We start from the raw sequence: 15,545 nt of genomic DNA, 5'->3' as shown, positions 1-15,545 counted from the left end.
TTCATTAGGCAAAGGTTGTAACATTTCCATTTCCTTCTAAAATTAGTTTGTGCTTTGCCTAAATTGCATCCAAACCTAAAATTCATGAAGAAATATTTACTTTTCCTTTTGCTTTGCACAGGCGAATATGCTTTTGCGCAACAACTGGCTCCTTTAACTGTCGAAAAAATTATGCGCGATCCAAAATGGATGGGTATTTCGCCAACTAATTTCCGCTGGACGGCAGATAGCAAAACACTGTATTTTAACTGGAACCCTGAAAATAAAGTCAAAGAAGAATTATTCAAAGTTTCGGCAACTTCTTCTAAACCTCTTAAAGCAGCGGAAAAGGAAGATGAAAAACTATTGAGTTTAAATTACACCTACAATGCCGACCGCTCCCTTGGTTTGGTAGAAAAAAGCAGTGATATTTATTTACAGAACTTCAAAACGAATAAGGAAACGCGCTTAACCAGCACGCAGGAGAGGGAAAGCAGTCCGGTTTTTTTAACTAATGGAAACGTTGTTTACCAATTGGGCGATAATCTTTTCGGGATTGATTTAAAATCAGCAGAAACCAGACAGCTTACCAATTTTGTTAAAGGTAAAAAACCAGGAAGAGCAGAAAGCAAACCGGCTACCGAACAGGATAAATGGTTAAAAGCACAACAAACCGAACTCTTCGATATTATTAAAAAACGAAATGCGGAAGCCAAAAACGGTTCCCGCGGTGGAAGAGGCCGCCTTGGGAATAGCTCAGCAGACACAAAACCTTTAAAAGAACTATACACTGAAGACAAGTTCTTAAATGGCGTAATCATTAGCCCTGACGGACATTTTATTACTTATAAATTAACTACGCCGGCACAGAACAACCACAACACCATTGTTCCCAACTATGTTACTTCCTCAGGTTATACCGAAGATATTCCGGGTAGAACAAAAGTTGGCGAAAATGAAAATACCTCCCAGGGTTTTATTTATGATACACAACGGGATACGGTTTATGCCATCCAGACTTCGACCATTACGGGCATAAAAGAGCTGCCTGATTACCTGAAAGATTATCCAAAAGAACTGGATACCTTGAAAAAGAAAAATGCGGATCGCCCAGTAAACTTCTTTGGTCCGCTCTGGAATGATAATGGAAGTTCTGCAATTGTTGTGGCTACTTCTTCCGATAATAAAGACCGCTGGATTTTAAAACTAGATGCTTTAACAGGTAGATTTACTTTGATCGACCGCCAGCGCGATGAAGCCTGGATCGGCGGTCCCGGCATTAGCGGTTTTTACCAGGGCAGCACAGGGTGGATCGATAATAACCGCTTTTATTATCAAAGCGAAGCGACCGGATATTCGCACCTTTATGTGGTTAATGTAGCAACAGGGGATAAAAAACAGCTTACTACAGGCAAATGGGAAGTACAATCGGTACAGTTATCAAAATATAGGAGTACATTTTATATCAAAGCGAATAAGGAACATCCCGGGATTACCAATTTCTTTAAGGTTGGGGTAAATGGCGGTGAACTTACTCAGATTACCACCATGAAGGGTTTAAATGACATTACCTTATCCCCCGATGAGAAATACCTTGCCATTAATTATTCTTACCTGGACAAACCAGGAGAACTATATCTCCAGCCAAATAAAGCCGGGGCTAAAGCTGTACAGGTTACACAATCTACTTCTGCCGAATTTAATTCTTATAAATGGCGTCAACCCGATATGGTTACTTTTAAAAACCGCTACGGTGCGGATGTTTATGCAAGGGTTTATAAAGCAGAAAATCCACATCCAAACCACCCTGCAGTAGTTTTTGTGCATGGTGCGGGTTATTTACAGAATGTACACTTTGGCTGGAGCACTTACTTCCGCGAATTTATGTTCAATAATTTACTGGCCGACAATGGTTACACAGTAATCGATATCGATTATACCGGGAGTTCTGGTTATGGCCGCGATCACCGTACGGGTATTTATCGCCACATGGGTGGAAAAGATTTAACCGACCAGGCCGATGGTGTCAAGTTTTTGGTAGAGAAATATGGCGTTAACCCTCAGCATGTAGGTTTATACGGCGGCTCTTATGGTGGTTTTATTACCTTGATGGCCATGTTCAACGAGTCGGATGTTTTTACCAGCGGCGCTGCTTTGCGTTCGGTTACCGATTGGGCACATTATAACCATGGCTATACTTCGAATATTCTAAACGAGCCTTATAACGACCCGATTGCCTATAAAAGGAGTTCGCCGATTTACTTTGCCGATAAATTAAAAGGGAACCTGTTAATGGCACACGGCATGGTGGATGTGAATGTTCATTTTCAGGATATTGTACGCATTACGCAGCGTTTTATAGAGCTGGGCAAAAATAATTGGGAACTTGCCGTTTATCCGGTAGAAGACCATGGTTTTATTGAGCCAAGCAGCTGGACGGATGAGTATAAAAGGATATTTAAACTGTATGAGAATACGTTGAAGAAGTAACCTTCCATTCCGGCCGTCATTTCGAGCGAAGTGTAACGCAGTCGAGAACCACGTAGTGCTCAGCGAAGCTAAATCTATCTCCTTAGATCTCTCCATTTCGCTACGCTTCAGTCGAGATGACGGCCACTTTTAATAAATAAACGCAGATAGCTTCGTGACTCAGCATGACAGCAAAGAACTGAAATAGACCTCCGCTATACTTCACATAAACAATATAGTTTTCGTCTATATCGTTATCAATAAATACAATTAACTATTAGTAGATCGGGGTTGATTGACTCCGCTTTTAGCCTTAACTTTGTGCCAACAAAATTAAAGACAAAAAATTATGGCAATAGTAGGTAAAAAATTCCCGAGTGTTAGTATTGATGCAATGTCAGACATGGGTGATGACTTGAAAATCAACGTATTTGAAGAAGCTGTAAACAAAAATAGCAAAGTATTATTATTCTGGTATCCAAAAGATTTTACTTTCGTTTGCCCTACAGAATTACACGCTTTCCAGGCTGCATTACCTGAGTTTGAAAAAAGAAATACAATTGTAATCGGTGCATCTTGCGATACCAACGAAGTTCACTTCGCCTGGTTAAATACGCCAAAAGATAATGGTGGTATTGAAGGTGTTACTTATCCAATTTTAGCGGATACCCACAGACAATTATCTGGCATCTTAGATATTTTAGATCAGGAAGTTAACTACGATGAAGAAGGAAATGAATCGTTCTCTGGTTCTAACGTAACTTTCAGAGCGACTTACCTAATCGACGAAACCGGTAAGGTTTTCCACGAAAGCGTTAACGATATGCCACTAGGTAGGAACGTTAAAGAATATTTACGTTTAATTGATGCTTACGCTCACGTTCAAAAACATGGCGAAGTTTGTCCTGCAAACTGGGAAGAAGGAAAAGAAGCAATGAACGCAAACAGAACTGGCGTAGCTGAATATTTAGCCGCTAACTAATTAAACAAAACGTTATGTTTTTAGAATTAACAGAAGATAATCTTCAACAATATTTAGCCGATAACTCAAAGGTGATGGTTCAGTATGCTGCATCGTGGTGCGGAAACTGCAGGATTATGAAACCTAAGTTTAAAAAACTGGCTTCAGAAAATGAAGATGTAGCTTTCCTGATTGTTGATGCCGAAAAACTTCCAAACTCACGCAAATTTGCTAATGTTGATAATTTACCAACTTTTGCAGCTTTTGAAGGCGGTAGTTTGGTAGATCAGGTGCAGACCAACAAAGCAGAAGGTTTAATTGAACTATTTAATAAGATAAAGTAATGAAGATCCCAGTTATAAGACAGTTATTTCAAAACACCACTCCGGCACAACTGGAGACCACTTTAGCGGTTTTAGAGGCTTTCTGCGAATTTAGAGGCGTTAGTGAGCATGAGGTTGATGTTGCTGGCGAAATGATTACCAACATTTGCGGTGCGCTAGAAGTACACCAGATGGTAAGTGAGGGTGCCGCCGAAAAAGATGCGCTAAATGCTTTCGGCCAAAAAGTGATGGGTTCGATTGATCGATAATCGTCTTAAAGCTTAATCTGGCTTTTTCAAAATATAAAATCCCTCGCAGATTTACATCTACGAGGGATTTTTGTTTAATTGTATCCGTCATTGCGAGGAGGAACGACGAAGCAATCTTTATAGTTTTGTCATTCTGAACGCAGTGAAGACCTGCGAAGCAAGCATGAATGCCGTTAAAACCTTAAACACAAAATGAATAATCTGCAGCCGAAGAACTAAAGGATCAATGATAAGCAGTCAATTTCAATGCCTGCTACTATGCAAAAGATTCTTCGTGCCTATCAATGACAGAATCCACTAGTTCGGTCGTCATCCGATAGCTATCGGATCTCGCGCATGCGGGAATCTTAATGCAAGCGTTTTAAGATTCCCAATTAAGTTGGGAATGACGATTTCTCGAAGGATATTACCTAATTAATTTTATCTGTCAATCATATTGATTTTTATATAATAAATTATTCCTCAGAATGACAGCAGGCAATAAAAAAAGACCTGTGAGGACACAGACCTTGGAAATGTTATAAACCTGTAAGGTTTGGCTTAACTAAGCCAAATTCCTACCGGCATTTACGATACCAAATACTGTTCTTACCGCAAGTTTTTCTAAAGCATGCTGATCTTTCTCGTTCTGATCGTGCTGCAGTTTCTCTAAAGCAAAATGCTGGATCAACACCAATGGCAAAATAATCTTTTCGCGTGTGGCGATCGATTTTTTATCCACAGGATAATTAGCCATTAAAGTTGGCTGTCCTGAGAGTTTTAAGAGCATCTCTTTGGTTAATTTAAACTCTTCATGTAATTGAGTCCAAAAGGCACCAAACTCTTTGTCGTTGGCTAAATGGGCCGTAATTACAAAGTCTGATTTACTCATGCTCATCATACAGTTATCTACAATGGTTTTAAGGTAGTCAGAATCCTGATAAACTTTAACTACTTTATCCCAGTTACCAGCTTTTTCCTGACTTCTCAAAGCTGTTCCCATTCCATAAAAACCTGGAACGTTTTGTTTCAGCATACTCCAGGCCGTTACAAAACTAATGGCCCTTAAATCTTCGAGTTTCATTTCGCCACCTCCGTTTCTTTTTACCGGACGACTGCTGATATTGGCCTGGGATAAAAGTTTTAAAGGAGATAATTTCTCTAAATAACTTACAAATAATGGGTGCTCACGCAAATCCACAAAAGCTTTATAACTTTCTTCAGCCATTTCATCAAGCAGGGCTTTATTCTCAGGATCTAAAAGAATGTTGTGTTTTTCCTTTAGTCCGGAGGTTAATCCCGCGTTGATCAATTGCTCAATATTAAATTCAGCACTTTCTACCGAACCGTATTGCGAACTGATGGTTTGGCCCTGAACGGTTAATTGCATGTTTTTGTTGGCAATTTCTTTACCCATTGAGGCATAAAAACGGTGTGTCTTACCACCACCACGTGCAGGAGGTCCGCCACGGCCATCGAAAAATGCCAGTTGAATGTTATGTTTGGCAGAAATAGCAGACAATGAGGTCTTTCCGTTAAAAATAGACCAATTGGCCATTAAATAACCGCCATCTTTGGTACTGTCAGAATAACCCAGCATAATATCCTGTTTATTGCCGCGGCTGGCCAAATGTGCTTTATAAAAAGGATTACTATACAAAGTATCCATAATGGCAGCAGCGCCTTTTAAATCGTTTACCGTTTCAAAAAGCGGTACAAAATCAATCGTCAATGATTCTTTGCTCCAGCCGTTCCAAAGGAAAAGTTCAATCAACTGTAAAATATCACTGGCTTGCTGGCAATTGCTGATAATAAAACGGTGACAGGCTTTTTCGCCATTGCGTTTTTGAATACCCTTTATTTCTTTAATAACCTCAATGGTATCTTCAATTAAGGCATCCGGCTCGCTTGCATAAACAATGGTTGCCTCTTTAAACGAAATCAGGTTTAGTTTTTCAGCTTCTGATAATTTATCGTAATCGGCAGGATATAGTGAAGAAATCGGTTTATTTTCACGGCAATACGCATGCACACTTCTCAACACGCGGCTATCCTGACGAATATCCAACGAAGCAAAATAGTTACCGTATAAATCTATCTTACGGATCAGGTCGTTAACCAGGTCAACAAATAAACCTTCGTGTTCTGCTAATAAGGTTTCTTTAATTTTATTCAGGTTATCCCTTAATTCATCAGAAATATCATGAAGCTCGCAGGTTTGATCGAAGGCATTTTTATACAGCACATCATGCAGTTTTGCAATATTTTCTTCAACTCCCCTGAAGGTAATGCGACGTTTAATTACCCTGAAATCACGGTAGTAACAGCGGAAAAGGATCTGCCGCAACATTTTAGAAACCTCCAAGGTGGTATCGGCATGGATATTCGGATTTCCATCCCTGTCACCCCCCGGCCAGAAACCGAGTTCTAAAATTTTCTTGGTTTCAAGGTTGTACTCGTCCAGATTTTGGTCTATTTCTTCCTGAATATTTGCGGCAGCAAAATAAAAAGTGTTTTCGAGGAACCAGGCCAGGTTTAAAGCCTCATCAACAGGTGTTGGCGATTTTTTATTAAAAAACGGCGTTTTCCCCAATTGCTGTAAAAGCGAGTTCATTGAGGTGATGTCGTTATCCCTAATCGCTTTGGTTAAATCGGTAATAATGGCCAAAACACTCCCCGGATAAAACTGGGTTGGGTGTGCGGTTAAAACCAAACGGAGCGAAAGCTCATCAATCAGTTTTTCAATTTTGGCCAGTACAGGTTTATTATCTGCATTCTTCTTTAAAATAAAGGCCAATGTACTTTGCTCATCAGTGGTATTTAACTTAGTAAAAGAAGCATCTTCAACCGCATCAAAAAGTACTACCTGACGCTCGATATATTGGATAAACCTGAAAAGAAGGTCAACAATATCTTTGCGCTCGGTATAACTGGTATATTTGGCAAAAAATTCTTCAATAATCTGCGCAGGTTTTTCTCCGTTTGCAATGCCTTCTTCACAGCTTTTAAAGAAAAGGGGAAGCAGTGTTCCGGTATCCTTAATTTTGTAAAAAGGCAAGGTGAGAAATAAACTGTTAAACAGTTCGAATTTTGAGATGACCTCATTGTTAAAAATAGATTCACGTTGCGTTGTTAAACGAAGTTTGGGCATAGCTTAGGCAATAGTTTTGTATACCGTAATACTACAAAAAATGCATAAGGTATTAAAATTCTAAGGCTTACAATTTGGAAAATTGTAGAATAAATTTTAATTTTAAAATCTTATTTGGCTACTATGTGGTTAAGTAAGAACATTTGCAATGTTTAAGGGCATTGCATTGATTGTTAATTTTTTGGGTTAAAACAGCCGATGTAATAAAATACACCGGCTGTTTTTGGTTTTTGCCATTATTTATGGCAATTCTTTGCAAATTTTAGTGCACATCGGCAGGAATATTTGCATTTTTCTTAAACTTTTGAAGATACAGTAATGGGATGGAGAATAACATGATTAACCCAGCTACCCAATAGGCATCGTCGTAAGTAAGTAACATCGTTTGCCTTGTTACGATTCCTTCCATCGCCTTTGCTGCCATAATTTTCGCGTCGAACAAGGTCTGACCCTTAGCCATGAAACCCTTGATCAAACCATTGAATCGATCAACAAATGGTTGGTTATAATCGTTAAGGTTGGTTAACAGGTTACTTCTGTGGAAACCTGAACGGATGTGGATCAGCGTAGTTAAAGCCGCGATACCAAATGATCCGCCCAACTGGCGCATCATGTTGTTTAAACCCGAACCCTGGCCGATTTCCGGTCCTTTTAAATCCTGGATAGCCAGCGTGGTTAACGGCACGAACAATAAAGCCATACCCACCCCCCTGATTACCAATGGTAAAAAGAAATCGCCGGTACCTGATTGAAGTGTTGATTTGCTCAACATCCAACAGAAAATAAAGAATGCCAGCATACCAAAAGTAGCCATAAACTGTGCAGGGATACCTTTTTTAAGCATAATACCGATAAAAGGCATCATTACAATGGTACATAAACCACCAGGGAATAACAATTCTCCCGTTTGCAGGGCCGAAAAGCCCAGTAAATTCTGACAGAATACCGGAAAGATAAATACAGAGCCATACAAACCAAACCCTAAAATAAAGGAGGTAAACATACCCACGGAAAAACTTCTGTGCCGCATAATCTTAAAGTTCACAATTGGATGGTCAGTACTCATTTCCCTCCAGATGAAAAGCAGTAAACCAAATACCGATGCCGCGGCCAAAGCTGTAATATAAGGTGTAGCGAACCAATCTTCGCTTTCTCCTTTTTCCAATAATGTTTGCAAACTACCTACTGCAATAGCCAATAATGCGATACCCCACCAATCGACAGGTTGACCCTGCCCTTCTTTCGGGGTGGCCCGCACAAAGGAATATGTACAGTAGGCCGCGAGTATTCCAACCGGAATATTCACATAAAAAATCCACGGCCATGAACTAATATCCAGGATATATCCACCAATGGTTGGTCCAACGGTTGGTCCAACTACCGCACCCAAACCAAATAAGGCTGTTGCGATACCTACATCTTCACGTGGCCAGGTTTCGATAAGAATAGCTTGTGCTGTTGATATTAAACCACCACCGGCCAATCCCTGAATAATCCTGAATAAAATAAGTTCGTTTAATGAAGTGGCGTTTCCGCATAAAAAGGAAACGAGTGTAAAAACGATGATGGAGGTAAGAAAATAATTTTTCCTGCCGAACCGGTTACCCAGCCAGCCGGACATTGGCAATACGATAACGTTTGCTACCGCATAGCCGGTGGAAAGCCAGGCCACATCCTCCAGGGTGGCGCCCAGGTTTCCCTGTATCTGTGGAATTGCCACGTTTACGATAGTTGTATCAATTAGCTCCAACAAAGAAGCCGTGATTACCGTAAATGTAATAATCCACTTTTTTAAACCTACTTCGGCCATTTTTAATATTATTTAGTAGATACTGAAGCTTTAACGCTCATTCCTGGACGTAATTTAGCCAACAGTTCTTTTGATGGATGGATTTTGATTTTTACCGGAACACGTTGAACAACTTTAACGAAATTACCAGTAGCATTATCAGGAGGCAATAAAGATCCTTTTGCACCAGTAATTGGGGAGAAATTATACACTTCACCTTCAATTTTTTCATTAGGATAAGCATCAACTTCGATTTCTACTTTAGAACCTTCTTTGATTTTTTCTAACTGGGTTTCTTTAAAGTTCGCCGTTACATAAATGCTTCCGTCGTTTACGATAGAGAATAAAGACTGACCTGCCTGAACCAATTGTCCTTTTTGCACATTCTTTTTAGAAACAATGCCGGTAGCCGGTGCTTTGATATCAGTATAGGATAACTGAAGTTTTGCAAAATCGATATCACTCTGACGTTGGCTGATTACATTGCTGCTTACTGCCAATTGCGATTGTGTAGTACCCACTTGTTTAACCGCAGCATTATATTGATCGGTTGCTGCCTGGTAAGCCGCCTGAGCTGATTCTTTAGAAGCTTTAGCCTGATCAAATGCCTGTTGGGTAATCGATCCGTCTTTCACAAGGTTTGCATAACGGTCGTAATCTTTTTGCGCTAAGTTTAATTTAACCCTGGCAGCAGCTACGTTTGCTTTCGCTGTACTTGTATTTGCTTCAGTTGCGATAATTTGAGATTGGGCAACACCTACACCGGCAGTAGCGCCTTTCTGGCCAGATTGTGCCTGCTCTAATTTCACTTTGTAATCGTTATCATCAAGTTTAACCAAAACCTGACCTTCGGTTACATGTGTATTTTCTTCAAAATTAATGTCTTTAACATAACCGCCAACACGGGCAACAACAGGACTGATATCGCCATCAATCTGAGCATCATCCGTATCTACGTGTTTGCTATAATAATTCCATTCTATAATCCCGAAGATTACACCTATTACTAGTAAAACACCTAAAATGATGGGTACTACTATGTTCTTTTTTTTCTTTTCAGTTGTCATTGCTGTATTTATTGCGTTATTTTTCCTGTTGATTTTAATAATGTATAGTAAGCCAAACCTGCATCTGCCTTCGCTATCTCTAAGTTTATTTTTGCCTGGTATAATAAAGTTTCTGCATCGATTCGATCAGTAACCGAAGCCACATTGTTTTTATATTTCGATGCCAATAATTTATCGTTCTCTGTTGCCTGTGCGATTGAAGTTTCCAAAACCTGGATTTTGTTCATCGCCACCTGGTAATTTTGAAAGTTTTTGTTGATGTCGGTTTTTACCTGATCAGATAAAATATCTTTCTGAAGGGTAATTTCGCTCTGTTCAATTTTTGCCTGGCTTACTTTGTTTTTATTGGTCCAAAGGTTTCCGAAATTCCATGAAACAGTTGCGCCTATTGTAACGGGCATTAAATACTGGTTTGTTGGCGGAATAAAGTTACCGCTTGGGTTAATGTAATAAAGGTTTGCACCAACGCCAACGGTAGGCAAAGTATTTGCCTTAATGGTTTTGACGTTAAAATCGGCCACTTTGTTCTGTATATCAAGTTGTTTCAGCTCCTGTCGGTTAGCAAAGGCCTGACCGATATATTCGTTTAATGAACCTGGCGTTTTTAAGCCAAGGGTTGGGTCAACAATTTTAACTTCAGTATCCTCAGGTAAACCTAAAAGAATGTCTAAGTTATAGTTGATTACTTTGCGGTTGCTTTCGATATCCATCTGCGTTAACGTCACGTTTGCCTGTTGCAGTTGGAAACGCAGTACATCGTTTTTGGTTACAATACCCTGCTCGAAGAAACGTTGTGCCTGTTTAATCTGAGCGGCGATCGATTCTAAATTCTGATCAACCACTTTTCTGCTCTGTAAAACCTTATATAGGGAATAATAGGTATTGATTACTGCATAAGTAATTTCTTCTTTGCTTTTATCAGCATCTAAACGTGCAACCTCGGCTAATAATTTGGTCGATTCTTTTGCATATTTTAATTTACCGCCGCCGTATACTAGTTCTTGTACTGCTGCTGTACCCACAAAAGCATCTGCTCTTTTTGGTAACTGCAAGGTTGATCCTCCTCCAGGCAGCGAAAATGTACTGGTTGGAATTTCAGCGTGGTTGTACATAAAACTTGCATTTCCAGTTGGTAAAGCATTGTCTTTAACTACCTCCAACTTTGCAACAGCCTGATCAATTTTGTTCTGAGAAAGTTTTAAGTTTTTACTATTGGCTATGCCAAGTTCTATTGCCTGGTTGATATTTAATTCCTTGCTGCTCTGTGCAAATAAAGCTGCCGGAATTAATGATGCCGCAAGCATTAATCTAATCGATTTGGGTATCATCTTTTTGTTGTTAAATAAACTGTTGTTAGATCTTGTAAGTGGGCCACCGCCCTGTCTTTGATAATTTTTTTGTCTTTCGGGTTGTTAAGGTCGAAGTTTGAACATGATATTACCTTATGGGGGGCAATAACAATATTGGTAATGGTGCCCATAATGGTAGCGATTACCATCCGTACATCTACCTTGTTAAAGCTGCCATCTTCTATCCCATCGCTAATAATGCGATCAATAAGTTGCATGTTATGGCTCATGGCATCTTTAATCTTATCGTACATTTCTGGCCTTTGCGTTAAAGACAGTTCTCTGTGCATCATTTTATGAAATGCAGTGTTACTTAATATCCTGTTTACATAGCCTTCTATAACCCTGTGCAATTTTTCCAATGCTGAAATCTTATCTTCATTAATGATTTTTAACTGAGATGCGAACCCTGCGATACGCTCGTTCATGATCTCTACAAAAACACCTTCTTTCGAACCGAAATAATAATTTATCATCGCCATGTTCGCTCCAGACTCTTTGGCAATCTGGCGGGTAGAAGTTCCCTCATAACCCGTTTCGCAAAACAGCTTTTCAGCTGCGTCGAGAATGGCTTGTTTTTTATCTACTTTTTCTGTTTTCATTTCTTTTTGACAGCACAAAATTAATCAAACGATTGATTAATAAATAAGATTTGTTATTTGTTTTACATTTTCCTGATAAAACATATTCTGATTGACTTTTCTGTGTATTATTTAATTTCAAAGGATGCCATATCAAACCACGCAATAAGTATTTAATAATCACATATTGCATGTAATTAATTCTTTTTTGTTTATGGAAATACCCATCTTTACAGTATCATCTCTCAAAATTGTTATTATACCAATCTAAATTAACAAATGAAAAGACTTATACCTTTATTTAACGCTCATGCGCTAGCTTTTATCCTATTGATTGCAACAACGATTATTGTTTACTCTTGTAAAAAGGATTTAGGAATTGATGCTAAAAAATCCGACCAAAAGGATTTAAAAGAAATACAGGCCTGGTACAACCAAAACAAGGCCACCACACGTGTAGCATTTAATGATCTGCAGCCTATATGGAATGCGGTTTACCTAAATGAACATCCTAACGATTTGGATGTGTATGAAATAAAGCTTTCTAACCCCAAAAAAAATATACTTGAGATTAAGTGGAAGCGCTGGCGATGCACACAAAAAGAACAATATCCGTTTACTTATCTTTAAGGATAAAGCTAACGGCCAGATTATAGCGGGTTGTTACATGTCGGTTTTAGCTGAGGAACCAGAGCTTCAAGAACCAAATAAAATCCATTATAAGGATGTTAAAAGACTTAATGGCACAGTAATGTTTTTTAGCATGGGCGGAAAACCTGAAAATGGCTGGGAGTATAGTGCAGGAAAGATTATAAAGCGGATTAACGGCACCATAGAAGGCTATTATGGAACAAATGGCACTACATTGTCTGACCTGAAAAACCCCACCCTAAGTGAAAATTCGGGGCGCAATAGGTTAATGGTAACTATGCCGCCTTCCTGCTCCCTTCCATCACCGGTTTATCGGGAGGTTTGTGTAGGTGTAGATGGTTACATGGAATGTACTTATGTATTTATGGGCTTTGTTTGTGAGGATGGGGTACCTATTAATCCTGAAGATGGCAATTACTACCCTACATATACCGGTAATAATGGGAATGGTGGTGGAAATGGAACGACTCGACCAACAAAACAACAATTGGAGGATGCCATAAAAAACAAACTCTTTGCTTTATTAAAAGATGTGCCTTGCGAGACTTTAAAAGCTTGGTTGGCTACGGCAAAATTTACTCCGAACGCATCAATAATTGACAAGTTAAATACGTTGAAAAATTCTGGATTAGATGCTTTTCTTTTTGGAGAAAAAATTGCTAGAATTCAAAGTATAGATGACGCTAGTAGTCCTGTTGTTAATATGGATTATTTTCCTATTAATATTAATCAGATGCCTATAGTTAATGGACAGCGTTTAAGTCCCGATCAATTTATACTCTACTTGAGGACAAATCTAGATTCTTTCACTGATGGAACTAAAATATTTACACCATATAATAACTATGGAATTGATGACACCGCAAAATGGAACTCTAATGACCCAACGGGTAGCATACTTGCTTTAGACATTAAAGGCCCAGACAACGCTTCTGTAATAACCTCAAAATCAACATCGAATGGATGAACCTTTACAACTATATACGAACCAATGTATGGTGAACATCCTGTAAGTGGCAACCGAGATTTTGGTTATCATATTGACTCTAATGGTTCATTTACTTTCTATACTAGAGGCGTTGACAGATTAACATCTGTTGATGGAGATTTTGCTAATACAATTCCTCAATTTTTAGGCTTTGCGAAAGGTATCCCTTTTTGGCATGCCGATGGATTGTGGACTTCTTTTCAAAACAAGATTAAAGAATTTGTTATATCTCATCAAGGTTCTGCAACAATAAAATCACAAGAGATATTAAGACCCCAATGGGATTCAGTTTTGGATGTACTTGAGGGTAGAAAGCCATTGAGCACTTTATCTAATAATTGTCCTGATTAAAAACTCGTATCTATGTATAGATTTTTAAATATTATGGCGATAGCTTTTGCCTTTTGGTTTGCCCTCTCTTCTTGGCTTTGGGTCTACAACTCTGCGTTATTTATTTCCTATCCATTTGGAATAATAAGCCTATCAATATTATTACTAGTGCCATTAAAATTTGGTAAGAAAACTATAAAGATTGTGTTAATCATAGGTTGTATTACATCCATGTTGGCCTTGCTGTTGTATAGATAATATTAATTTTATGGATTATATAAGATTATTTTTGACTTTGATCAAAAACTGGATATCAAATTAGTTGTTAGTGAAGTAGTACTTTACTTAGTTCACCTCATGCTTCCACAAAACCCAAAAAAAATTGTGTCATTGATTATGAAATAATTAAACCTTTAAAAATTAATAATTTCTTACTAACTATGAATATCCTTTTTTAATCTTCAAAATGTAGATTACCATCAGGCTTCAAGCCGATAATATCGGTCATGATGCTTATAGAGGAACAGAGAATAGCATCTGAATTTAAAAACTAAGAAAGAGATAATTCAGAACCTGGATTTCAAAGCACAAGGTGCCCTTAGTTATTTATGATTATCACCAGCTTCCTGTCGCTTTACTAAATGGGGAGCCGGGATTGCTTTCGCACAGAAAGAAAAACTTTGGAAATCGGTCCAAAGGGAAGTTGCATCTTTTGTTAGTAATAATATTGGAAAAAGCTCGATTGTATCCGCCACAATTCAAAAACCAGATTGGACTTTGGTTAAATAATAACTTATCGGATCAAAATCCCTTAGTGTATTATCCAGAAAATGCCCTGATTAATCATTATAACATGAAAACATTAAGAATTATATACCTTATAGCAGTATCAATCTGTGCACTTGAATTGTTGGTATTTTTACTTAGCCCTTTTGTTGGCCCTCTTGGAATCTTTTATTTAATGAAAACTGGGATGTTCACGGAACAAAAAGGCGTTCAGGTGATATCTGTAAACGCTATATATTATCCAGAAATAAGTATGTCAGGAATCTGGAAATACTAAATAGAATATGTACAATTGGGTACTTTTTATCGTTGACAGGAGGATGTTTGTCACTTCTTTTTTATAAACTATCGAAAAAAGTAAAGTATAAAATTGGGATTATCTTTTTTATTGCTTCATTAATATTTTCAATTATTGGTGGCACAATCTGGCGTTCTTCTGCATACCTATCTATCTTAATTCCATATCTTAGCTTTTAAATTTGTATGATTCATGTAGATACTCACTATTTGTTCTTATATTCTAGAGAAAACACTGTTTTAGTTTTAAAATCATCTTGATTAATACTAACTTTGCCTCCAAATAACAGAAAACATGAGTGTACAAGAGAACAGCAGCAATAATTTCAACTGGTTATATTATGCTTTAGGTTTATTCTTCGGAGTTTTAACTGGAGCAATCATTACGCAAAACTATATTTTCGCTTTATTAGGTGGTGTTTTAGGTTTGTTAACAGCAGGCTTATTTTTAAACGCTATCGTAAAAGGAAGAAAATACTAGTTTGTAGCTCTTTATATAACTAGATTCTTTTAAGGATTTAAAATTAATCCAACAGCAAATGAGACCGTTATGATTTTACCAACAACTGTAAAATC

14 protein-coding genes are annotated in these 15,545 nt (G+C 38.2%); 9 read left to right on the top strand and 5 right to left on the bottom strand.

The features are described 5' to 3' along the window. Nucleotides 1–84 precede the first annotated feature (84 nt). From FFJ24_RS22090 to FFJ24_RS22075, 4 genes are all read left to right on the top strand, one after another. The gene (locus tag FFJ24_RS22090) at nucleotides 85–2,469 is read left to right on the top strand and encodes a prolyl oligopeptidase family serine peptidase (protein ID WP_168202532.1); all 2,385 of its coding nucleotides are present in this window, start codon (nucleotides 85–87) and stop codon (nucleotides 2,467–2,469) included. Between the two features lie 328 nt (nucleotides 2,470–2,797). Beyond that, nucleotides 2,798–3,430, top strand: coding sequence for a peroxiredoxin (locus FFJ24_RS22085; RefSeq protein ID WP_039479644.1), 633 nt, complete (start codon nucleotides 2,798–2,800; stop codon nucleotides 3,428–3,430). A 14-nt stretch (nucleotides 3,431–3,444) separates the two neighbouring features. After that, nucleotides 3,445–3,753 (top strand): co-chaperone YbbN, encoded by a 309-nt coding sequence (locus FFJ24_RS22080; RefSeq protein WP_025141703.1) that lies wholly within the window; start codon nucleotides 3,445–3,447, stop codon nucleotides 3,751–3,753. Continuing rightward, the gene (locus tag FFJ24_RS22075) at nucleotides 3,753–4,001 is read left to right on the top strand and encodes a hypothetical protein (RefSeq protein ID WP_138819300.1); all 249 of its coding nucleotides are present in this window, start codon (nucleotides 3,753–3,755) and stop codon (nucleotides 3,999–4,001) included. Before FFJ24_RS22080 ends, FFJ24_RS22075 begins: the two co-directional genes overlap by 1 nt. Nucleotides 4,002–4,545: 544 nt before the next feature. On the opposite strand, the gene FFJ24_RS22070 is transcribed toward FFJ24_RS22075, so the two are convergent. From FFJ24_RS22070 to FFJ24_RS22050, 5 genes are all read right to left on the bottom strand, one after another. Further along, the gene (locus FFJ24_RS22070; RefSeq protein ID WP_138819299.1) at nucleotides 4,546–7,131 is read right to left on the bottom strand and encodes a phosphoenolpyruvate carboxylase; all 2,586 of its coding nucleotides are present in this window, start codon (nucleotides 7,129–7,131) and stop codon (nucleotides 4,546–4,548) included. Between the two features lie 262 nt (nucleotides 7,132–7,393). Continuing rightward, nucleotides 7,394–8,941, bottom strand: a complete 1,548-nt coding sequence (locus tag FFJ24_RS22065; protein ID WP_138819298.1) for a DHA2 family efflux MFS transporter permease subunit — start codon at nucleotides 8,939–8,941, stop codon at nucleotides 7,394–7,396. A gap of 8 nt (nucleotides 8,942–8,949) precedes the next feature. Then, nucleotides 8,950–9,987: an HlyD family secretion protein gene (locus FFJ24_RS22060; protein WP_138819297.1), complete on the bottom strand. Its 1,038-nt coding sequence runs from the start codon at nucleotides 9,985–9,987 to the stop codon at nucleotides 8,950–8,952. Nucleotides 9,988–9,995: 8 nt separating this feature from the next. Continuing rightward, the gene (locus FFJ24_RS22055) at nucleotides 9,996–11,315 is read right to left on the bottom strand and encodes a TolC family protein (protein ID WP_138819296.1); all 1,320 of its coding nucleotides are present in this window, start codon (nucleotides 11,313–11,315) and stop codon (nucleotides 9,996–9,998) included. Further along, complete coding sequence (locus tag FFJ24_RS22050) at nucleotides 11,312–11,938, bottom strand: TetR/AcrR family transcriptional regulator (protein WP_138819295.1); 627 nt, start codon at nucleotides 11,936–11,938, stop codon at nucleotides 11,312–11,314. The genes FFJ24_RS22055 and FFJ24_RS22050 overlap by 4 nt, the downstream gene beginning before the upstream one ends. A 258-nt stretch (nucleotides 11,939–12,196) precedes the next feature. Between FFJ24_RS22050 and FFJ24_RS22045 the strand changes: the two genes are divergently transcribed. The 5 genes from FFJ24_RS22045 (at nucleotide 12,197) to FFJ24_RS22025 (ending at nucleotide 15,450) form a co-directional block, all read left to right on the top strand. Next, on the top strand, nucleotides 12,197–12,547 hold the full coding sequence (locus FFJ24_RS22045; protein ID WP_138819294.1) for a hypothetical protein: 351 nt from the start codon (nucleotides 12,197–12,199) through the stop codon (nucleotides 12,545–12,547). After that, nucleotides 12,483–13,535, top strand: a complete 1,053-nt coding sequence (locus tag FFJ24_RS22040) for a hypothetical protein (RefSeq protein WP_168202531.1) — start codon at nucleotides 12,483–12,485, stop codon at nucleotides 13,533–13,535. Before FFJ24_RS22045 ends, FFJ24_RS22040 begins: the two co-directional genes overlap by 65 nt. A 24-nt stretch (nucleotides 13,536–13,559) precedes the next feature. Further along, nucleotides 13,560–13,907, top strand: a complete 348-nt coding sequence (locus tag FFJ24_RS22035) for a hypothetical protein (protein ID WP_138819292.1) — start codon at nucleotides 13,560–13,562, stop codon at nucleotides 13,905–13,907. Between the two features lie 832 nt (nucleotides 13,908–14,739). Beyond that, nucleotides 14,740–14,949, top strand: a complete 210-nt coding sequence (locus FFJ24_RS26225) for a hypothetical protein (protein WP_168202530.1) — start codon at nucleotides 14,740–14,742, stop codon at nucleotides 14,947–14,949. A 315-nt stretch (nucleotides 14,950–15,264) separates the two neighbouring features. Continuing rightward, nucleotides 15,265–15,450 (top strand): hypothetical protein, encoded by a 186-nt coding sequence (locus tag FFJ24_RS22025; RefSeq protein WP_025141696.1) that lies wholly within the window; start codon nucleotides 15,265–15,267, stop codon nucleotides 15,448–15,450. Nucleotides 15,451–15,545 lie beyond the last annotated feature (95 nt).

The sequence above is a fragment of the Pedobacter sp. KBS0701 genome, from assembly GCF_005938645.2.
Classification (GTDB): Bacteria; Bacteroidota; Bacteroidia; order Sphingobacteriales; family Sphingobacteriaceae; genus Pedobacter.
The sequence above is the reverse complement of the archived record's forward strand: the minus strand, read 5'-3'. Positions and strand labels throughout refer to the sequence as shown.